This is a genomic window from Candidatus Stoquefichus massiliensis AP9 (genome assembly GCF_000455285.1).
Classification (GTDB): Bacteria; Bacillota_I; Bacilli_A; order Erysipelotrichales; family Coprobacillaceae; genus Stoquefichus; species Stoquefichus massiliensis.
On the sequence record NZ_HG005291.1, the window covers coordinates 177,526 to 199,375 of the forward strand.

At 31.8% G+C, this 21,850-nt stretch carries 24 protein-coding genes and 1 pseudogene; 4 read left to right on the forward strand and 21 right to left on the reverse strand.

Annotated elements, in window-relative coordinates; all coding sequences use genetic code 11:
• Window positions 1-104: 104 nt before the first annotated feature.
• The 13 genes from BN350_RS13505 to BN350_RS13575 form a co-directional block, all read right to left on the reverse strand.
• Window positions 105-1,499 carry an ROK family protein gene (locus tag BN350_RS13505; protein WP_028044083.1) on the reverse strand — a complete coding sequence of 465 codons (1,395 nt, stop codon included), beginning with the start codon at window positions 1,497-1,499 and terminating at the stop codon, window positions 105-107.
• Window positions 1,500-1,581: 82 nt separating this feature from the next.
• On the reverse strand, window positions 1,582-2,199 hold the full coding sequence (locus BN350_RS13510; RefSeq protein WP_028044084.1) for a flavodoxin family protein: 618 nt from the start codon (window positions 2,197-2,199) through the stop codon (window positions 1,582-1,584).
• Window positions 2,200-2,209: 10 nt separating this feature from the next.
• Window positions 2,210-2,968, reverse strand: coding sequence for an EFR1 family ferrodoxin (locus BN350_RS13515; protein WP_028044085.1), 759 nt, complete (start codon window positions 2,966-2,968; stop codon window positions 2,210-2,212).
• Between the two features lie 25 nt (window positions 2,969-2,993).
• The gene (locus tag BN350_RS13520) at window positions 2,994-3,974 is read right to left on the reverse strand and encodes an aldo/keto reductase (RefSeq protein ID WP_028044086.1); all 981 of its coding nucleotides are present in this window, start codon (window positions 3,972-3,974) and stop codon (window positions 2,994-2,996) included.
• Window positions 3,975-4,115: 141 nt separating this feature from the next.
• Entirely contained in the window at window positions 4,116-4,286 is a 171-nt protein-coding gene (locus tag BN350_RS21415) for an NAD(P)H-dependent oxidoreductase (protein ID WP_338140308.1), read from the reverse strand.
• A 123-nt stretch (window positions 4,287-4,409) separates the two neighbouring features.
• Window positions 4,410-5,279: an aldo/keto reductase gene (locus BN350_RS13540; RefSeq protein WP_028044087.1), complete on the reverse strand. Its 870-nt coding sequence runs from the start codon at window positions 5,277-5,279 to the stop codon at window positions 4,410-4,412.
• Between the two features lie 21 nt (window positions 5,280-5,300).
• The gene (locus BN350_RS13545) at window positions 5,301-6,146 is read right to left on the reverse strand and encodes an aldo/keto reductase (RefSeq protein ID WP_028044088.1); all 846 of its coding nucleotides are present in this window, start codon (window positions 6,144-6,146) and stop codon (window positions 5,301-5,303) included.
• Window positions 6,147-6,161: 15 nt separating this feature from the next.
• Window positions 6,162-7,010, reverse strand: a complete 849-nt coding sequence (locus tag BN350_RS13550; protein WP_028044089.1) for an aldo/keto reductase — start codon at window positions 7,008-7,010, stop codon at window positions 6,162-6,164.
• A gap of 105 nt (window positions 7,011-7,115) precedes the next feature.
• The gene (locus BN350_RS13555) at window positions 7,116-7,349 is read right to left on the reverse strand and encodes a hypothetical protein (protein ID WP_028044090.1); all 234 of its coding nucleotides are present in this window, start codon (window positions 7,347-7,349) and stop codon (window positions 7,116-7,118) included.
• Entirely contained in the window at window positions 7,306-8,544 is a 1,239-nt protein-coding gene (locus BN350_RS13560) for an MFS transporter (protein ID WP_028044091.1), read from the reverse strand. Before BN350_RS13560 ends, BN350_RS13555 begins: the two co-directional genes overlap by 44 nt.
• A 93-nt stretch (window positions 8,545-8,637) precedes the next feature.
• Window positions 8,638-9,513, reverse strand: a complete 876-nt coding sequence (locus tag BN350_RS13565; protein WP_028044092.1) for a LysR family transcriptional regulator — start codon at window positions 9,511-9,513, stop codon at window positions 8,638-8,640.
• 77 nt (window positions 9,514-9,590) lie between these two features.
• A complete protein-coding gene (locus BN350_RS13570) occupies window positions 9,591-10,958 on the reverse strand; it encodes an MATE family efflux transporter (protein ID WP_044600326.1) in 1,368 nt (455 codons plus the stop codon).
• Between the two features lie 7 nt (window positions 10,959-10,965).
• The gene (locus BN350_RS13575; protein ID WP_008788266.1) at window positions 10,966-11,547 is read right to left on the reverse strand and encodes a histidine phosphatase family protein; all 582 of its coding nucleotides are present in this window, start codon (window positions 11,545-11,547) and stop codon (window positions 10,966-10,968) included.
• Window positions 11,548-11,657: 110 nt separating this feature from the next.
• Between BN350_RS13575 and BN350_RS13580 the strand changes: the two genes are divergently transcribed.
• The gene (locus BN350_RS13580; protein WP_028044094.1) at window positions 11,658-12,503 is read left to right on the forward strand and encodes a LysR family transcriptional regulator; all 846 of its coding nucleotides are present in this window, start codon (window positions 11,658-11,660) and stop codon (window positions 12,501-12,503) included.
• A gap of 15 nt (window positions 12,504-12,518) precedes the next feature.
• Here BN350_RS13580 and rhuM (BN350_RS21705) read toward each other — a convergent pair whose 3' ends face one another.
• Window positions 12,519-12,878 (reverse strand): RhuM family protein, encoded by a 360-nt coding sequence (gene rhuM / locus BN350_RS21705; RefSeq protein WP_196802967.1) that lies wholly within the window; start codon window positions 12,876-12,878, stop codon window positions 12,519-12,521.
• The gene (gene rhuM / locus BN350_RS21710; RefSeq protein WP_196802964.1) at window positions 12,847-13,539 is read right to left on the reverse strand and encodes a RhuM family protein; all 693 of its coding nucleotides are present in this window, start codon (window positions 13,537-13,539) and stop codon (window positions 12,847-12,849) included. The genes rhuM (BN350_RS21705) and rhuM (BN350_RS21710) overlap by 32 nt, the downstream gene beginning before the upstream one ends.
• A 351-nt stretch (window positions 13,540-13,890) precedes the next feature.
• Here rhuM (BN350_RS21710) and BN350_RS21875 point away from each other — a divergent pair, with 351 nt between their 5' ends.
• Both BN350_RS21875 and BN350_RS19280 read left to right on the forward strand, forming a co-directional pair.
• A complete protein-coding gene (locus BN350_RS21875) occupies window positions 13,891-14,166 on the forward strand; it encodes a transposase (RefSeq protein WP_187117137.1) in 276 nt (91 codons plus the stop codon).
• 54 nt (window positions 14,167-14,220) lie between these two features.
• The gene (locus tag BN350_RS19280) at window positions 14,221-14,469 is read left to right on the forward strand and encodes a hypothetical protein (RefSeq protein WP_044600327.1); all 249 of its coding nucleotides are present in this window, start codon (window positions 14,221-14,223) and stop codon (window positions 14,467-14,469) included.
• A 290-nt stretch (window positions 14,470-14,759) separates the two neighbouring features.
• Here the strand turns inward: BN350_RS19280 and BN350_RS13595 are convergent, their stop codons facing one another.
• Genes BN350_RS13595 through BN350_RS13620 form a run of 6 tightly spaced genes read right to left on the reverse strand, consistent with a single transcriptional unit; the run spans window position 14,760 to window position 21,173 of the window.
• Window positions 14,760-15,497, reverse strand: coding sequence for a GDSL-type esterase/lipase family protein (locus BN350_RS13595; protein WP_081652920.1), 738 nt, complete (start codon window positions 15,495-15,497; stop codon window positions 14,760-14,762).
• On the reverse strand, window positions 15,494-16,393 hold the full coding sequence (locus BN350_RS13600; RefSeq protein ID WP_028044097.1) for an ROK family protein: 900 nt from the start codon (window positions 16,391-16,393) through the stop codon (window positions 15,494-15,496). The genes BN350_RS13595 and BN350_RS13600 overlap by 4 nt, the downstream gene beginning before the upstream one ends.
• Window positions 16,390-17,787, reverse strand: coding sequence for a 6-phospho-beta-glucosidase (locus tag BN350_RS13605; RefSeq protein WP_028044098.1), 1,398 nt, complete (start codon window positions 17,785-17,787; stop codon window positions 16,390-16,392). Before BN350_RS13605 ends, BN350_RS13600 begins: the two co-directional genes overlap by 4 nt.
• The gene (locus BN350_RS13610) at window positions 17,781-18,761 is read right to left on the reverse strand and encodes an alpha/beta hydrolase (RefSeq protein WP_028044099.1); all 981 of its coding nucleotides are present in this window, start codon (window positions 18,759-18,761) and stop codon (window positions 17,781-17,783) included. The genes BN350_RS13605 and BN350_RS13610 overlap by 7 nt, the downstream gene beginning before the upstream one ends.
• Window positions 18,743-19,813, reverse strand: a complete 1,071-nt coding sequence (locus BN350_RS13615) for an SGNH/GDSL hydrolase family protein (protein ID WP_231385291.1) — start codon at window positions 19,811-19,813, stop codon at window positions 18,743-18,745. Before BN350_RS13615 ends, BN350_RS13610 begins: the two co-directional genes overlap by 19 nt.
• Before the next feature lie 43 nt (window positions 19,814-19,856).
• Window positions 19,857-21,173: a PTS sugar transporter subunit IIC gene (locus BN350_RS13620; protein WP_028044101.1), complete on the reverse strand. Its 1,317-nt coding sequence runs from the start codon at window positions 21,171-21,173 to the stop codon at window positions 19,857-19,859.
• A 147-nt stretch (window positions 21,174-21,320) separates the two neighbouring features.
• On the opposite strand from BN350_RS13620, the pseudogene BN350_RS21425 reads away from it, so the two are divergent.
• Window positions 21,321-21,850: pseudogene (locus BN350_RS21425) on the forward strand (helix-turn-helix domain-containing protein); the annotation flags it as partial.

The following is a 21,850-nucleotide window of genomic DNA, read 5'->3' on the forward strand; positions in this document are numbered from 1 at the left end:
TTTCAAATAAAACAATCCTATTTCCCATGTTTTTTCTGACTATCAAAACATAGACATCAATCAAAAATAGATCCCCATCTCAGAAAGATAAAGATCTATTTGAATTATTTTTCAAGATAATCAATACATAGTTCTGTAATTCCACTTAACATATATGAAATAGGTTCCTTGATATAATAAAATTCAGGTAAAAATTCTTCAGAAATAAATGATTTTAGTTTATTCTTCACTTCATTTATGTCTGGCATCATAGGTGCATATAAGGCGACTGCTTCAGGTCCAATAACAGTTAAAGATGGTAATAATGATTTTGTGATTAATTCTAATGTTCCCTGCTGAGTCCATGCTAATTTATGAACATCATCTGAAAGCTGCATACGTCTTAAAAAATACTTCACTTCACCAGCAACACCATTTTTTCCTCTAATGACTTTCCCATTCACAACGATTCCCTGACCACCTACTCCAAATCCAAATGGCTGAGAATGATAAATAACATTTTGATATTCAGGATGTTCTAATACAAATCCAACAGCTGCAGCATCAGCATTATTATACACAAATATATCAATATGATATTTCTTTTCAAAATCATTCTTCATATCAATCATCTTACCATCATTAGGTTCTTTAAAGACTTTGTTATCTTCTACAATTCCTGGTGTGGCTATACCAATGACATCAATATAAGAATGTTTCAATAATACCGTATCAATAATATCATATAAATCATAAATATCCATTGAAGGTTTCATAATCACATGACTATCAATAATTTCACATTGATCATACAAACGATAAGTAATACGTGTTTGTTCGCCATTAATCATAATCGCAATAGATAAAATTCTTTTTTCATATTCTGTACAGCAAACACAACAATCCTCTTCTTTTTCCTCTTCCTTTTCTTTATTTTGAAATTCCTGCTGAATAAATTGGATGGCCCCTAAGGCATCATATGATGCAAATACAGCAGTTGGAATCTGTAAAACCAATTTATTAGGTAAACTTTCTTTTAAACGATTAAACATATAACCAATTTGAGGAGCAATGAAAACAATATCATAATTTTGAACTTCTTCATAAATACTCAAATAAGACACTGCATCAAAATGATAATCTAAACCTAGCATTTCAGCAACAGAATTTAAATTTTCTGCAAACATAGACGTTGTCAGACCAGCTGAACATGATAATAAAACTCTTAATGTTTTTTGATCTTTTAAACCAATCAATGTTTCAACCATCTCATCATATAGTTGTTTTGCATGATCTTCATCATTTAATTCAAAATGAAGATAGAATTTTACAGAGTGGTCTTTATCAAATGTTATTGTAAATTCAACAATTGTATTATTATCTATTTCTGTAAATTGAATAGATGCTTCACCATAATCTGTTTTCAACTTAATCAACTGATCATTTTCCTGACTGACATGATACTCCTCACTCTGATGTCCTAAAATCCATGTCTTAAAATCAAATGTTTCATTTGCCATAGGTTTTCTCCTTTAAATTTCATATATTCTTCTTACTTCTATTTTATCATTCAAAAAACCTAACATCAAACAAAACCCTTAATTAACGAATAAAATTCGTTCTTACAAATTCTTCTTTTTGAGGCAATCCATATTTTTCTTTACCATCATGAATACTCTTTAATAAGAATGACATATTTCTAGCAAGGACTCTCATTGTTTGTAAACCTTCTTCATCTTTACTCGCTTCTCCCTGCTCTCTACCATGAATAGCATTCCAATATTGCGTTGAAGCAATAGGCATTCCTGAAATCGCAAAGAATTTATTGATTTCATCATAAGTTGCTGAAATGCCACCACGTCTTGCAACAACAATACTTGCCCCCACTTTCATTGTTTTATCAAAAGGTACACTATAAAACAAACGCGTTAAAAACGATATTAATGTTGAATTGGCTGATCCAAAGTAAACTGATGTTCCAACAACCAAGCCATCACATTCTTCAAACTTTTGAGCCACTTCATTGACCATATCATCAAAAACACATTTTCCTGTTTTCTTACATGACATACATGCAATACAACCTCTGATATCTTTGTTTCCAATATGAATGATCTCAGTATCAATATTTTGTTGATCAAATATTTTTATCATTTCATTCAAGGCAGTTTGTGTATTCCCTTTTGGATGAGGGCTGCCATTTATCATTAATACTTTCATTTTATTCTCCTTATTGTTTATTTGATTTGACAATTTCTTTTAAACTCACTTGTGGATGACGATATCGTGCATCTGGATTTTTATCTGTAACCAAATGAATAGCTTTAAATGGACAATGATGAACACATGCTAAACAGAATTCACAAGTCTTATTGAGTCTTTTGGCTTTCCCATCAATAACTTTTATATTACCTATTGGGCAAACTTGCTCACAAATCTTACATCCTGCACATTGATCGGTCATGATAATAGCCTCTCCATTATTTAATTCAGGGTGCTTTGCAAATCTTTTTGAAGCCATAGCATATAAATCTTTAGCAGCCTGATCTGGTTCAGGAATAAATTTCATTCTTTTTTCAATATTCTCTTTTGCAATTTGAATTTGTGCATCTATTTTTTTATCAATTAATATTTCTTCTTCCATATCAAATGAAGGGAGATAGTTATCAACCATTAGAATAGATTGTGCATAATCTAAGTGTATATGATTTTTTTGATAAAATGCTTCACTCCAAACAGTAGCAACACTGTCAGATTTTCCATATGTTAATATCATATAAAAATAATCTGTAACAAAATGTGCCTGTTCTATAAACTTTCTGACTATTTGAGGTAATTCACCTGCATAGACAGGAGTCACAATTCCAATCTTTTCATCCTTATAATGAAGATTCTCTTTCTTTAATTCTTGAGGAATACTCAAAATCTGGTTTTCAAGTTTTCTAGCTACATAAAGGCAATTGCCTGTAGCTGTGAAATAAAATAGCATATTTTCTCTCCTCTCTACTTTTCATCTAAGAAGAATGTCCTCCAAAGATATCAAAGTCAATACTATCTAATAATGCATCTATCTTTTCAATCTCATAATTGATTAATTTGACATCTTGTGCTTCAAAATTCTCAGTGAGTCTGTTTACTTTTCGACTTCCTGGAATAGGAACAATAAAATCTTCTTTACATAGCATCCAAGCTAATGATAATTGTGCCATCGTACAGTTTTTCTTTTTTGCCAAATCTTTTAATAAACTTAATAGTTTTTCTGCCTTTTGATATCCTTCTTTCTGATATTGAGGCATATTATTTCTAAAATCCCCTTTTTCAAAAGCAGATTGTGGTGTAAATTGTCCTGATAAGATGCCATTAGCCATAGGTGAAAAAGCAACATATGTGATACCTAATTCAGCACATACTGGGAATAGATTTTCATGCCATCTTGCCATCATGGAATATCTATTTTGAATCGCTGTTACTGGACAAACCGCATGAGCCCTTCGTAAATAATCTTCATCGGTTTCCGAAATACCCCATGCTTTGATTTTTCCTTCTTCTATAAGTTCCTTCATAACTTGTGCAACGACTTCTGGTTCAACATTTGGATCAATTCTATGCTGATAATATAAATCAATATAATTTGTCTGTAATTTTTTGAGACTTCCTTCTATTGATTCACGTATTTTCTTAGGAGAACTATCTAATTCTAAATGATCACCTTTATGTTCAACGCCAAACTTTGTTGCAATTATGACTTGATTTCTCACGTCTTTTAATGCGGTACCAACAAGTTCTTCGTTATAAGAAATACTTCCATCAGCATTTTCACCAGTATAGCACTCTGCTGTATCAAAAAAGTTATATCCCATTTCATAAGCTTGCCTTATCGTTTGAATTACTGTTTCCTTATCTTGTGCCAATCCATAAGCATGTGAAAAGCCCATACATCCAAGCCCCACAGGGCGAACATACATATCTGTTTTTCCTAATCGTCTTTTTTCCATAACTATATCCTATTTTGTAATCATACCTTTGTAGTTCATACCATACAATGATGCAAAACGTTTCATTGTATAATCACCAGCTTCTAATTGTTGTAGAGTCGGTGCATATCCCTGAAAGATAAAATACATGTCCTTTCCTTTTCATAAACTCTCACTCACATGATTATAAAATCTATCTAATAAATTACGAATAGCACCAGACATACTATGCCAGTATAATGGTGAACCAATGATTATTGTATCAGCCTGACTCATTTTTAAAACAACTTCATCAAACTGATCATCCTCAAAATTCTGTCCATAACTATAAATCTTATAATCAACAAGATCTAATGCTCATAATCTTTATCTTTTAAAAAACTTTCTGCTAATTTCACTGTATTCCCATTTTTATGAGGACTACCATTAATAAATAAGATACTCATTTTTCTCTCCTTAATCATGTATTTTCTTGTTAAGAACCATTCTCACAAAATCAGGTTCAAAATGTTTGGCTCTTGTTCCTGAATAACCCATATCTAATGCAGATATCTTATTCATTTCTTCATCATTTAATACAAAATCAAAAACATCAATATTTTCAATCATTCTTTCAATATGGGTTGTTTTAGGAATCACAACAACACCTCTTTGAATATTCCATCTTAAGAGTACCTGTCCAACTGTTTTCTGATATTTATTAGCAATTGATATTAACATCTCATCCTCAAAAGGATTATATCTGCCACCACCAAGTGGTGCCCAAGCTTCAGCAATCACTCCATAATAATTCATTGTTTCAAGTGCCTGCTCCTGTGTGAAATAAGGATGCAATTCAACTTGATTGACCATTGGTTTGATGTCTACAATTTCACAGAAATTTGTTAAGATATTGGGATAAAAATTAGAAACACCAATTGCCTTTAACTTACCTTCACGAAAAGCATCTTCCATCGCACGCCACGCTGCAAAATAATCACCTATAGCTTGATGAAGCAAGTATAAATCAAAATATTCCAATCCACTCTTTTGTAATGAATTGTCTATTCCCTGCTTCGCATCTTCGTAAGTACGCATATCCTGTACCCAAAGTTTAGATGTAATAAATAATTCTTCTCTTGTACAAATACCATCCTTTATTGCCTGTTTGACTGCTAATCCAACAGCATCTTCATTCATATAAGAAGCTGCTGTATCAATTAAGCGGTAACCAGCTTTGATTGCCTGATAAACACTTTCCTGACATTCTTTTTTATCTGGTACTTGAAATACCCCTAATCCTAAAATCGGCATTTTTAATTGATGGCTTAAAGTCACATATTCCATAAATATTTTCTCCTTGTTCTTTTATCTTTTTAAACCACAAATCATTTCAACTGTTGCTGGATCATAATGTGAAAAGAATGAACTTGTATCTTTATTCATATCAGAAATAAGCTGCATATCTTCATCAGTTAATTCAAAATCAAAGATATCAATATTTTCTAACATTCTTTCTTTTCTCACTGTTTTTGCAAGTGGAATTATTCCTCTTTGAACTAACCATCTTAAAATCACCTGTCCAACTGATTTATTGTATTTTTGACCAATTCCACTTAATGTTTCATTATTAAAAACACCATTCTTTCCTTCAGCAAAAGGTGCCCATGCTTCTAATTGTACACCATATTTTTGATTATATTGAAGTGCTTTTTCTTGCTGGTGAAATGGATTCACTTCTACTTGATTCACTGCTGGAATCACTTCTGTATCTAAACATAAATCAACAAGTCGATCAGGGTAGAAATTAGAAACACCAATAGCTTTGATTTTCCCTTCTTTGTATAAATCAATCAATGCTTTATAGGCACCATGATAATCTTTAAAAGGCTGATGTAATAAAACCAAGTCAAGATAATCTAACTGCATTTTCTTTAAAGAATCTTCTACTGATGCCTTCGCATTTTCATAACCATAATTTGTAATCCATACTTTTGTTGTAATAAATAATTCTTCTCTAGGCACATTTGTTTTTTGAATTGCTTCTCCGACTGCTTCTTCATTACCATAGGATTGAGCTGTATCAATTAAACGATAACCTGCCTCAATTGCATCTAAAACAACTCTTACACATTCATCTTTCTCTTTAATCTGGAAAACTCCAAATCCAACGACTGGCATCTTGATACCATTATTCAATGTTACATACTCCATTCTCTTATCCTCCTATTAATCATGTATTTTTAATCCCATTAATCTTGTTTCATTGGCTGGATCTTCAGGATTGTGTGTTGCTTTTCCAGTATCCAATGCTTCCATAGCTTTCATTTCATCATCTGTTAATTCAAAATCAAAGATTTCAATATTACCTTTCATTCTTTCTGGATTGGTTGATTTAGGTAATGAAATAACACCTTCCTGATAAATCCATCTTAATATAATCTGTCCAGCATTTTTATGATATTTCTTTGCTAAAGATATGATTGTATCATTTTCCAGTAAATCTTTATTCCCATGTCCTAATGGATACCACGCTTCTAATCTGATATTGTTTTCAGCCATGACTTTTCTTAATTCTCTTTGTTGAGTAAAGGGATTAAATTCAACCTGATTCACAACTGGCATCGTTTTCATTCCATCTTTAAACTTATTCCATAAGTTCACAGTCATATTAGAAATACCAATAGATTTAATCTTTCCAGCTATTAATGCTTCTTCTAACGCTTTCCATGCGCCTAAGTAATCACCATAAGGCTGATGTAATAGATATAAATCAATATAATTAACATCTAATGCTTTTAAAGAGTTTTCAATTCCTTTCTTCGCATTTTCATAACCATAATCCTGTAACCATAATTTAGATGTAATATAAATGTCTTTTCTATCAATACCACTCTCTTTAATGGCTTTTCCCACATCACATTCATTCATATAACCAGCCGCTGTATCAATATGGCGATAACCGGCTTTTAATGCTGCTAATGTTGCTTCATAAGTTGGTCCATTATTAGGAATCATAAAGACTCCAAATCCTACTGCTGGTATCAATTCTCCATTATTCAGTTGAAATGTTTTCATAGTCTGTTCTCCTTTTTTTCTACACTTTTATTTTATCTTTGTCCTTATGAAAAGTACAATAACAATACTGCAATCTGCTATAACAAAAACAGATAGTCAGATTTTCTATCCATAAAATGATATCTTATGGCATACACAAACGAATACTTCATGCTGTTGATTTTGACTATAATCATGCATAAGTTTTGTCAATAAATTGATCTGATAGTCGTATAATTCCAATAAAAGAATGACTTGATTTTCATTATCAAATTCTATTGGATGATAGTTATTGACTTTGAGAATATGAATGATATCATCCTTTTGTAATATTTGACAATTGATTAATACTTTTTGCATCATTCACACCTCCTCTCATTCTTTGCTTTTTGAATATTTGAATAGTAACAACCACTCCTACAATCAAAGCCAAGATCATAAATCCTATTCCGTCTACATAAAAAATCCCTCTTAAATCTTGTGTCCATGACAATTTTTGAATCAGCATACTGCCATAAGGTGCAAAAGCACTTCCCAAATTATAAGCTACCAATAGTAGTGAAGTTGCTAGTGTAGGATTTTTTAAATGTGAGCTATTCACAATATCTGTCAGACAAGGCATCATAACCCTAAATCCAAATCCGACCAAAAATCCTCCTAATACACTCATCCAAACTGTATGAGATAAACCAATTATTATCATCGCTATCGCTGTGATGATAAATCCTACTGATAAAATATAATTTTTTAAAATCTTATAGAGTTTTCCAAACAAGAATCCTGAGATCATTGATCCTAAACTAAGCAACATAATGACCATACTTGCATCACTTGCATATCCATACCCTTCTTCTACCATTAAACTAGAAACTTTAATTCCCATTGTCATATTAAGAGTTGCGCCTATTACTATTAAAATCATAAAAACAAAAACTTTTGAAAAACGACCATATTGATGAGTGGTATCTTTTTGAACATTGCTTTCAAATTTCTGCAAGATATCTTTTGTTTCTACCTGTGGTATGACCTTTAAAAAGAAGAAAAAGACAGGAATAGCTATAGCATAAGCAAGAAAAGGTGCTTGCCAATTCACATTCATGAATCGACCCGCAATGTATGTAATCATCATACCTCCTAAACCACCTAACGCTTCATGATACCCAATAAGAGTTGTTCTTTCATCACCATCATAGAAATAGCTGATTAATGTAATAAGCAACGAATTAAATAATCCAATACCGAATCCTAAACATGCCCTCGATAGAAGCACGATATAAAAATGATTCACAAACACAGGAACAATTCCTGATACAGCAACAATACCAATCCCCAACATAATTGTCTCCTTATATCCTAACTTTTTCGCAATTATCCCACTTGTCAAAACAGATATCATTAAAAACAATGATGGAACTGTTGTAATCATTTCGACCAATGAAAGTGATATATCAGGAAACGCCTCTTTCATCATTGGAATATTAGCATTGATTGCTGGTGCAATTGTGACCAGCATTGACACTGATAACAATGCCATTTTTAATAATTTATTTTTCATTTGTATTCCTCCTTACATCTACAGTATATAAAAAACAGAGAATCTTGAGAATTCTCTGTTTTTTCATAGGTATGAACCTTTGGGTTATAACTCTCATTGTTCAATAGCATCTAAAAACAATTGAACTTCATGACTCGGATGAGGTGAATACATAATACCAAAAGGAATCACATAATCCCACTCAATAGGAATGATTTTTAACATAGGATGGATATTTTTCCATTCAGGCATTGCCAACATGAGCTTACTTTCATTCACGCAACGATTAAAGACGTCCATATTAAAAAAGGATATATCTTCTATTTGAATGGCAGAATGGTTTTTAAGCAAATCTGCTCTGATGATATCAAAATCATCAAAATAATGATGCTGTAGTAAAAATATTGTTTCATGATATAAATCTTCAATAGTTAATTTATCATGAGCTGCCAATTTATGATTTCTAGGAACAGCACAACATACTGGAGTATGATAGAGAAGCATAGCAGCACATCTTCTTTCTTCTAATAAATTTGAACTGTAAATACCTGCCACCATATCAATATTCACTCCAAAGTTTTTCATGATTTCTCTTGCATTATCTGGTGTATTTTCAAAGGAAATTAATTCAAATTTTAACTGTGGATATATTTTTTGAACTTTATCCCATAATGAGATGAGATATTCAACAGGTGTTGTAAAAGAAACACCAATTCTTAAAGTTTTTTGGGGATTAAAGTGCTTTGCTCTTGCAATTGCATCTTTAGAATATTGAATGATATACAAGGCATCGTGATAGAGTGACTGACCAGCTGGTGTTAATTGAAGTCCTCTATGTGTCCGTTCAAACAAATGCAAACCTAAGTTTGATTCTAGTAAATTCATTTGTTTCATCACTGCATTGGGTGATACATAAAGTTTCTCTGATGCTTTATTAAAACTACCAGCATCTGCAACTGCAATAAATGTATCTAGTTGTGGATTATACATACTGACATGCTCCTTCCCAAATAAAAACAACTGCATATGAATATTCATCATATGGAGAACTCAAAAATATAATGAAATTACTCAGTTTTGACTCCCTTGATATATGGATTATGATAAAATGAATACACAAGCTGTATGCACATAATACACCAGATAGCTGGTTCACAGAATATAACTGCCATATACTGAAATTGAGGAATGAATACAAAAACAAAGATAATCTTTCCAATGAACTCAATTACACTTGATATAAGTGGTAATAATTTTTGTCCAATTCCTTGAAGGGCATAACGTGTTTGCATCAAAATTCCTAACACAGCATAAAATGGTCCCACAATTTGCAAATATAATGTTCCATTATCTAAAACAATAGCTTCACTTGATCCAGAAATGAGTTGTACTAACGAACTACCAAAAAGGAGAATAATCACAGTAACCACAATAGCAGCAATCACATCATAAATATAAGCATATTTCAAAGCTTTTTTAATACGTTCTTTTTGATTTGCACCTTTATTTTGAGAAACAAAAGTAGAAATCCCTAATGCCATTGCAATAAAAGGCATATTAAAGAACATGTATAACTTTCTCGCAGCTGTGTGTCCAGCAATAATTAAATAACCTAAGTTATTGATTCCATATTGTAATATCACTGAACCCGCTGAAACAATACAGCTCATCAATCCCATTGAAAAACCTTGTCCTAATAGTTCTCTATAGAGATCTTTATCCATTTGAAAATGTTTCTTTTCAGGTAATAAAACACGTGTTTTTTTGATGATATAAATGATGCATAAAATAACTGATATTCCTTGTGAAATAACCGTAGCAACTGCTGCTCCTCTAATCCCCATTTGAAATTGAGTAATAAAAAGAATATCTAAACCTACATTTAATACTGATGAAATAATCAAAAATATAAGTGGCATCATACTATTCCCAATAGCTCTTAATAACCCAGCACATAAGTTATAAGCAAACATTACAATAATAAACAAAACAATAAAGAAAATATAACTGTACGCTTCATCAATAATTTCAATTGGTGTATTCAATATATTCAATAATGGTCTTAAAAAAACAAGACCAATAAGCGTTAAAACAACAGAAACAATAATACCTATCACAATCGAACTGGCAACTGATTTCTTTAATAATGTTTCATCTTTCGATCCATAACTTCGTGCAGTCACAATTGATAACCCATTGCCAATTCCTAATGCAAAACCAACCAGTAAATCATAAATTGCTGCACATGAACCAATTGCTGCCAAAGACACATCACCTAAGTATTGCCCAACGATCATTGTATCAACAGTGTTATATAATTGTTGGAAAATATTAGATATCAATAATGGGATAGCAAAGATAACCAATGATTTAAATATGGGGCCATGAATTAAATCAACATCAAAATTCACAAATTTCTTTTTTTGAATATCCATCATCCATCTATTCCGTTACATTCTTGTTATAGAGTTCTACTAATGTGAAGATCCCATTTTCATATTCAAACTTTAAAATACAGCAATTATAAAATCTTTCTTTTTTAAGAACCTTAGCATACTGTTCAAATGCACGATAAAACTGCGCACATGCAGCTCCATGAGAAACAGCTAAAACAACTTTATGATCATCTTGATTCATAATATCAGTTAATGTTTTCACCATTCTTTCTCTTAATTCCATCTCACTATCACCACCAAATTGTTTAAAGAAATCACCATAAGGTAGTTTTGGATTTAAACATTCATCTTTTCCTTCAAATGCTCCAAAGTTCCATTCCTTTAAACCTTTGACTCTTGTATAAGGCATTTTCCCATCTGTGACAATTTCTAAAGTATCGCAGGCTCTTTCTGAAGTTGATGAATAAGCGTGATCAAAAGTAATCTGATTATCTTTAAAGTATTCACTTGCAATCTTTGCTTGTTTGATACCAAGTTGTGTTAATGGGGCATCACACCATCCTTGAATTTTATGCTGTAAATTAAATAATGTCTGTCCATGTCTCATTAAATATAATGTTTTTTTCATAATTATTATTCTCCTTTACACATCCATTTTACTCAATTATATTAAAAAAGTACAATATTAATATTGAAATCTGCTATAATGAATATGAATAGTGAAAGGAGATGATTATCATGATTGAACTTGAACAATTAGTCCATCTGATTGCCTTTAATGAGCACAAAACATTATCCAATGCAGCTAAATCCTTGCATATTTCTCAGCCTGTGTTGACACGTTCTATGCAAAAATTAGAAGATGAACTTGATTTAATACTATTTGAAAGAACAAAAAACCGTATTAGTTTAAATGCAACAGGATTGCTGGCTATCGAACATGCCAAGAGAATTATCAATGATACTGACAATATGAAAAGACAACTCAAAGAATTTGATAGAAAGCAACATACTATTTCTATTGGATCCTGTGCTCCTGCTCCTCAAAATTATCTTAATCAAAAAGTTTCACGTTTTTATCCTGATAAAACGATTTCTAGTGAAATCAAAGATATGGAAATTCTTCTTAAAGGTTTAAAAGAGAATACATATACTTTTATTATTACACCTTATGAAATAGATAATGAAACAATTGAGAGTATTCCTTTTATGGAAGAACAGCTTTTCTTTTCATTACCTTATGATCATCCTCTTGCAAAGAAAAAATCCATTTCATTAAAAGAAATGGATGGAGGTCGTATGTTATTGATGTCTAATATTGGTTTTTGGAATCAAATGCATCAAGAAACAATGCCTCATACAAAATTCTTGATTCAACAAGATCGCAGTGTTTTCTATGATCTCATTGAATTATCATCTTTACCTTCTTTCACATCAGATTATAGTATGAAATATGATGGTATTCCACCTAATAGAGCTATTGTTCCTATTACCGACCAACAAGCTCACGCTATGTTTTATTGTTGTTATTTAAAAGAAAAAGAATCAACATTTAAATCATTTCTCTATACATTAAATAAATAATTCATGACACTTGGTTCATTTCTTCTTTTTTTGATTTTCAATAAGATATTGTCCAAGTAATTCATCCATAGAAGAAATATATTCTTCATCTTGCCTTATTCTAAACTTAGAATATTCCTCACTCGCTTTTTGCATAGCTTGGTTATGCGATATTTTCCCTGAACATTCCAAAACTTGTTTTTTTCTAAACGTCAATAATTCATCTGTAGCATGAATCCAATCGTTCATAGTCATCACTTTATTTTCATAGGCCATGTCCTCAGCATAGTCTAAAAATGTGATTGTCAAACGTTCTAGTCCTTTTATTTCATCTTCTTTTAGATAATTCTTTGCGATTTCTATATCAGATTTTTCCGTCAGGTGAATTTTTCCAATTTGTTAAACCCATATGCTCTAAATCTGCATCAACTCTTTCATAAATGAGTTCAGCAGCAGTTTTTCCTGTGATTGCATAATGTAATTTGTTTTGGACAATCTTAAAAAAAGTATATGCTTCTTCTGATTCAGCATTATAATCTACACTTGTAGATTCAAAAATATCTGTTATTTTCTGATATTGTCTTCTTTCACTTAAACAAATTTCTTTGATGGTTTCAAGTAATTCATCGAAATAATCTTTACCAAAAGAAGACCCATTTTTCATTTTCTCTTTATCAATGATAAACCCTTTAATCATATATTCTTTCAATACATTTGTTGCCCATATTCTAAATTGAGTTGCTTTTTTCGAGTTAACCCTATATCCCACTGCGATGATAGCATCTAAATTATAGAATTCTACTGTTCGTTTAACTTGTCTATTGCCTTCTTTTCGAACTACCGAGAAATTCTCGGTAGTTGCTCCTTTTTCTAACTCATGCTCTAGATAAATATTTTTTAAATGCAAACCAATATTATCAGTAGAACATTCAAACAATTCAGACATCCCTTTTTTAGTTATCCAAATAGTTTCATCTTTCAAAATAACATTAACGGTTATATCGCCTTCTTTATTCTTATAAATTATAAATTGTGACTCCTCTAGTTTATTGTTCATACTACCCTCCATAAATCCATATTTACACTGATTGTATCTGTATTTTTCTAACTTTTTTTAACCTCCACTTTTTATAATGATTTGAGAGATCATTCTTATATTAAATCATTTATCATTTTATGACGATTATATTTGTTTTATCTTTTCCATTTCTTCTTTGGACGTCGAATTAAACCTGCCCATTAATATAGTCCCATTACCTTTCATAATAGAAAAATCAATGAAAACACAACCATATATTCAATCAGATAACTTTTCTTATCCTATTTTATCACTTCTATTAACCAATAGCAATCTCATTCATCCTGTTGGCATATTTCAATATCTATATTAGATATCCTTATCATAAAATTGGAACTTATTTTTCTATATTGTTTTTATTCTTACACTATTGATATTATACTTCTATGTGTTTCAGTAAGTTCAATTGGGGTCTACAATTTTCTTCATCATCTTATTCTTCACTGTCCGGAAAAGAATTTCAAGATGACAAGATACTATGGCTTTTATTCAAACAAAAGCAGACCGCTGCTTGAAAGGATATATGAACTCTATGGTAAAAAAGTAAAAATAAGAAAGATCAAAACATCGCAGGAACGCAAAAAAACTTCTAAAAAGGAAACTTGATGATCTCAAATATTGCTGTCATATGATACAATCATATTGAGGGAGGAAAGAAAAATGACAGAAGATACAGAAACAGAAGCATTCGAGGAATGGGAAAACTGGAGCGAGGAAGAGATATTAGAATTCTTGGGACCTAGAGACACCTACATAAGAATGAAATGCAACAGGTGTGGATATGAGGAAAATGTACCTGACTGGGTCTATGGAGAATTGAGAGGAGAAGATATTGCCTTAGGAAAAGCAGATAGAAAAACTGCAATAGAATGTCCAAAATGTCATGGAGCAATGTTTAAAAAGGAATAAAGCATTGTACTTTTTCAGTTACAGAAAAAGCAACACCTATAAATAGATTGTTTAATGCGATCTATTTGTTTTTAAACTTTGACGAATCCAAATTCTTTATAGATCAAAAATCCATTTCTTCAAAAGAAATGGATTGAATAGTCATCTATCAATATTTCAAATACATTTTATAATACTAATATTACATTTTTATTTATGAATTTTTTTGATTCCTATATCAATATAATCATAAACAAAACTATACAGAATACATAACCATGAAATAATAGACCACTTACTGATTTTCATATCTATTTTAATTCTTTTATAATCTGATCCCTAATTGCCATATATCCAGCAATATTAGGATGAAGTCCGTCACTTGTATAATCGTTCCTGAGTTCACCTTGTTCATTCATAAGATGTTCATTGACATTTAAGAAAGTGATTTCTTCATCACTTGCAAGTTTTTCTAACTTTTGATTCAATTGCTTGATGGTTTCATTATCACGATCACCAATTTGAAACTTTTCGTAAAACTCTTTTCTATCTGTTTTATTGATTGGATAAACAGCCTGTAAAACAATATGTGTTTGAGGGCTTTTTGTTTTGGTTGTTTGAATCATTTGCTGAATATTTTGTACAATTTGATCTAATGGTGTTCCTTCAGATAAATCATTAACCCCCATTAATAAAACAAGATTTCTTGGTTTTAAACCAATCACATTATCTTCAAATCTTTCCACCATTGTTGTAGTGGTTTCGGCACTAATGCCTCTATTAATGATAGGAATACCTGATTCTTTAATATAATCTGCATATATTTCTTCTGTTGAACAAAGTTCTGTAATGGAATCTCCAAAAAAGACAGTTGCTTCATGTGGGGCAATATCAGTTAGTGATGTATAATTATTTGTTTTAGTAAGTCTTTGCGATGTTCCCATCATTGTGACTTGACTCATCACAAAATTGAAAAGTACAATAAAAATGATCACAGGAATAAGGAAGGAGGAAATCCCTATGATCCATGCTGTTCTTTTTTTAATCATTGTCTTTCACCTCGCATACATCTTTGAAAATGATAGAAAGCCCCTTTGAGATTTGCATCATTATGATGAGCACATGACATAATATCTAAATGAGGAACTGGGTATGGTAATGAATTATAGAAATCTTCCATTGCTTTTTTGATACCATCAATAAAGATTGGATTTTCAGAGACACCGCCGCCTAAACAAACACGTTGTGGATCAATGATTAACTGTAGATTCATGAGCTGAATAATCACATCATAACAATACTCTTTAAACATTTTGACTGCAATCTCATCACCATGTTCAATCCATTTAAAAACAGTCTTACCATCCGTTTTCTCAACACCCTTTGCCTCACAGACACGTTTTACAAAACTAGGAATACCAGCCATATTTCCAAGTAATGCATCATGTCCATATGTTTTTAAATCTTTACATATTAATGCTGATACTTCACCAGAAAGCAAATGTGTTCCTTTATATATATTCCCATTAATAATAAAACATCCCCCAACACCAGTCCCAAATGTTAAGACAATTCCATTTTGAATTCCTTTCATATGTCCACTTGTCATCTCTGCAAGTGCTGCACATCTGGCATCATTTTCTACTTCAACATGTGTTTGTAATTCTTTTTCATAATATTCTTTAATATTGAACTGATGATGATAAGTTAATGAACCACCTTGATGAACAAAACCTGTCTGATTATTGATTGTTCCAGGTAATGATAAACAAAGACCACCTTTTTCATCACTTTCATGATTCCATATTTCCTTTATAACTGCGAGAAAATCTTCTTTCGTTGTCCGTGGTGTTGGTTTTTTCCCTTGTGTTAATATATTTGCTTTTTCATCTAACCATGCATATTTAATAAAAGTTCCACCTGCATCTATACTTAAATACTTCATGATAAATCTTCTCCATTCGTTGCAATGACTTTTTGATACCAATAATAAGAATCTTTCTTGATACGCTTTAAAGTTCCATTCCCCTGATTATCTTTATCAACATAAATAAAACCATAACGTTTCTTCATTTCACCAGTTCCTGCACTTACAATATCAATTGGACCCCATGCTGTATACCCCATCAAATCAATATGTTCTGTTTCAACTGTTTTGATCATCATATCTAAATGCTGGCGTAAGTAATCAATACGATAATCATCATGAATACATCCATCTTCTGTCAACTGATCATCATATCCCAAACCATTTTCCACAATAAATAACGGTTTTTCATAACGCTCATACAGTTCCTTCATTAAGAAAGACAAACCTTGAGGATCAATTTGCCATCCCCATTCACTGGCTTGTAAATACGGATTTTTAAGACCTTTCACAATATTTCCTTGAGCTTCTTCACCATCATTATTGTAAGAAACAACTTGTGATGAATAATAAGAGAAACCAATATAATCAACACATCCTTGTGATAAAATTTCCTGGTCTTCTTTCGTCACATCAATCTTCACACCATAACTCTTAAAATAAGCTGGATAATTTCCACGCACATGGACATCACAGAAAAACAATGTTCCATCTCGTAAATAGTTTTGCGCAGCTGCAACATCTAATGGATGTGGTGTTTGCGGATAACCCACTGTTGTCATCACCATACATCCTACTTGATTTTCAGGATCAATAGAATGAGCGATTTGAACAGCCTTAGCACTTGCTACAAATTGATAATGCAAAGCCTGATAAGCAATACTCTTTGCATCTTCTTCTGGCTTTGTTATAACTCCTGCAATGGCAGGAATATGAATAGTACTATTGATTTCATTAAATGTCATCCAATATTTGACAACACCCTGATAACGTTCAAATAATGTTTTGGCATAATGAACATAAAAATCAATTAATTTCCGATTACGCCAGCCACCATATTTTTTCACAAGTTCTAATGGCATTTCATAATGTGATATTGTCACAATGGGTTCTATTCCTTTTTGATGAAGTGTTTTAAACAAATGATCATAAAATGCCAAACCTTTTTCATTAGGTTCTTCTTCATCACCATGAGGGAAAATACGACTCCAGGCAATTGAAATTCTTAAACATTTGAATCCCATTTCAGCAAATAAATCAGTATCTTCTTCATAGCGATGATAAAAATCAATGGCTTCATGATTAGGATAATAACAATCTTCCTTGATATCCATTGTTATTTGACGAGGATGATCTTTATCACCAGCAGTAATGATATCCATAATTGAAAGACCTTTCCCATCTTCATTATAGGCACCTTCACACTGATTAGCAGCTAAAGCTCCACCCCATAAAAAATTTTTCTTTAACATTCTTTCTCTTCCTTTCCTGTCATCCTATCCAAGAAAGCAACACTCTCTTTAAAAACCTGCATAGATTCTTCTGGATATTTGACAAAATTGAATTGAAACTCATGTGGCATATCATCATAAAAACGACTTTTCACATCAATCCCCTTTTCTTCTAAAACTTTGACTAATTTTTTCCCTTGCCACATAAATGAGAACTTTTTCCCATCACAAATGTAAGCTGACGGAAAGTCTGAATGAATATTTATAAGTGGTGACGCCAAAACTTTTTCTTGTCTTTTCATCCATGACTTATGCCCTAAATATGACCATCCAATATATTTCAAGAATGTTTTTAACTGTTTAAATTCATCACGTTGTAAATCTTCTGTAAAATCATAAGGACCACAAAACAACAATAATCCTTGAATAGGCAAAGAGTTACGAAGTTCAATCTGACTTTTTGTTGCAAGTTGATTGTTCTTATACATAGTCGCATAACTGGCTACAATATTAGCTCCAGCAGAATCACCGCCTAAAAAAGCCCCAACTAAGTCAATCTGATATTCTTTTTGAAGATAGTCTTTCGTATAACATAACATTTCATCTACTTGCCTTATTTGAACTGGAAAAGAGTATCGTGGTGCATAAGCATAATTCATTGCACACACAGCATATCCTTGTTTAGCAAGCATTGGTCCAAAGTTTCTCATACCAATACTTGATCCAGCAATAAATGCTCCCCCATGCACCCAAACAATGACATGTTGAACAGGCTGATGAGGATCATAATAGAAATCAAAAGTAGACTGGGGATAAGCAGAAGGATAAGGGAGGTTGGTCTTGATTATCAACCCAGCCTTGATTTCATCAATATTCTCTGGCTCTTTTTCTGTTTGTTCTTCCTTCTTAGAACGCAAGAGCCAGACAAAAGGATAAGGTGTGAATATGAAGATATACATAAGAAGTAATACAATTGTTATGATGATGATCCACATACCAACACCTCCAATTTCTGCATAATATGCTGTGCCATGATTTTCCCTGCTTCTTCATTAGGATGCAGATAATCACCATGATGATATTCATTTTTCATTTGCTGAAATTCATTTAATAGCCATTCATCAAATGAAAGATAATTTTGATAATTGTTTTCTAACCAATGATTGATATTTTGACGCACTTCTTCTTTTGCCACTGAAGAAGCCTCACCACCCAAGAAAGATGTAATACCTAGTGTCAATGTTTTTTCAATAGGAAAGAATTTTTGTAGACATTGATAGCCCTGAATCATATCTTCAACTGATGGAAACTCTTGTATACTGGCACAGAATGTACCTGGCTGATAAAGATCATTGACGCCAATTGCAAGTATAAGTCCCTGACAGCCATAACAACTTAAAACATCTTCATCAAATCTCTTGATAGCAGCTTTCCCAAAGACTTGCTTATCAATAGGAATACGAGTGTATATTTTATGTTCTAAATGAATATCTTCATGATATTCTCTACGAATATTCACATTTTCTAGTTCACGTAAAAGACGATTCCCACTGATTCCTAACTGTAATAATGCATAGCCACGTTTTCTTAACATCAAAGATAGTGGGGTTGTCCAGTGTCCCTGTTCCGTAATAGAATCACCAAAAGCAACAATACATCCTTTTAAGGAAGAATCCTTTATATCAATTCTTCTTAATAAATAAATCAATGGAGAAGAAGCTGTCATGTTGTCATATGACTCTAATCCAAAGCCTGATGCACAAAGATAATTATCTTGAGTTTCAATTTCATAAACCAAATGAACATCTCCAGTAAAATCAAGGCTACTGATTTCATCTGTAGTTATCATCTGTTGAGGCTGCAATTGATACATTGTTTGTCCTTTAAAAGTAACAGGTATCTTTTGACTCTTATCACAATAACAATAAATATTCTTAATGATCACTGGCTGAGTATCATAACATGTCCCAAATGTTAGACGAATCGATGAACATGGAGGCACATCATGAATATCAATTTCAATACGTGATGGACATTTTTCTGGCATGAAGTCAACACCTCGCTGTGCTCTTGCCCACCATGTTACCCAATTATTCATTCTCTATTTTTTGAGCAGCAGCATTAGCTTGCTCTAATTCATATTCTCTTTTGTCAGCGACTTTTAAGAATGGATACCACATTAAGAATGTAATAGCAAAACAGATGACCATTAAGATTGTATAATTTAATCCTCCTGATAAAGGCATTTTAATAAAAATTGGTGTTGTCCAAGGTAATAATGCCATGGTTGGATTTAAGTTGATAGGTAAAATTGTTGCGACTAATCCCCATGTCACAAAACCACAAATTATTTGTGTAAAACATTGTGGAATGAAGAACATTGGATTTAAAATAATTGGCATACCAAACATAATTGGTTCTGTAATATTGAATAATGAAGGAATAAATGATAATTTTGCAAGTTGTTTGAATTTTGCAGATTTCCCTCTAAACATTTTCATAATAATTAATCCTAAGAATCCTGATGCCATCATTCCACCATAAATCACTGATGGTAATAAATAAGGTAATTCCTGACCATTTTGATAAGCAGTAATATTTCCCATCACCATTGTTAAACTAATCACTCCCAAAGGTCCTTGTAAAACAGCATTGTGAATACCAAAGAACCATAAGAAAGCAAGCAATCCCATAATGATAATAATAGATATTGGACTGGCTGTTAATGACATCAATGGGGCATTAAGAACTTGGATAAAGAAATTAATGATATCTCCAGCAGATGTATAACTAAATCCAACACGAATCATAAATGCTAAGACAAAGATAATTGTTACTACAAAGACTGGTGATAATGATTGAGATACCATTGGTGGAACTGTATCAGGTAATTTAAATGATAAGTTCTTAGAAGATAAATAAGCGTACAGTCTTGTGACAACCAAAGCAACAATCATACCAATAAATAAACCTTGTCCCCCAAGATAATCTAATTTCAAGGCATTGATTGTCGATTCAACCAATTGTCCATCTTGCATTGCAGATGTTGTGATTGTTTGAGGCATAATCATAATAAAGAACGCCAATGAGATAATCGCAGAATTCTTTTCATTTGTTCCAATGCGACTTGCATAAGCCATTGCTAATGAGTAAATCACATACAGTGTTAAAACACCAGTTGCTCCATTGGTAATGGCATTGACATGCTGCATTATACCAATACTTTCTAAATACTGTGTCCATCCTGGCACTGGGAAATTTCCCACAATCGTAATAAATGCAATTCCTAAAGTAATAGGACTTGTTCTAATAAACCCTTCCATTAATGCCCCTAAGATTTTATTCTTTGTTAACTTTTCAGCTAATGGCATTAATTTGTCATTAATGATTTGTTCTAATTTGTTCATATTTTCAATCCTTTCTTCAATCGTAAAGTCTTATTATATGGCCATATATGTAAACGCTTTACTTTATTGCATGTTCATTATATAATAGTTTACACATGCAATATATCATGATTTTAATATTTATATTAGATATTTAAGGAGGAAATGATGAATTTACATACATTACAAAATATTTTTGATTGTTTTTATCAAAGAACTTATATTCCTTTTTCTATTGTGAAAGATGATCAACTCATTTTTCCTGAATACTCACCATTATTTCATTATCGACGAGACCTTCAATATCTTTATACCAATGATGAATTCCCTTTACATATCATTAATAACTATCAATTTCTTGGTGCTTCTTTTCTCTATCCTATCAATAAGCAAACATATCGTATTCTGATTGGTCCCTGTTTTGTCTTAGGATCACAGATTAAAGATCAATATATGAAAGACTTAACTTATCGTATTTCAAGTGAATCAACTGAAAGTTTTACATCCTTTTGTCAAAATATATATACATTACTCACAACAAAAACATTAAATGATAATCAGATTCCTGTAAAGTATCTACGACCTGACCATGAACAATTCACCCCTAAAGAAATCTTTGAAAAAAATCTTTATGAACGTCGAAGTGTTGATGCAACACGTGATTCTTATCAGTTTGAATTACGTTTTCTTGATTATGT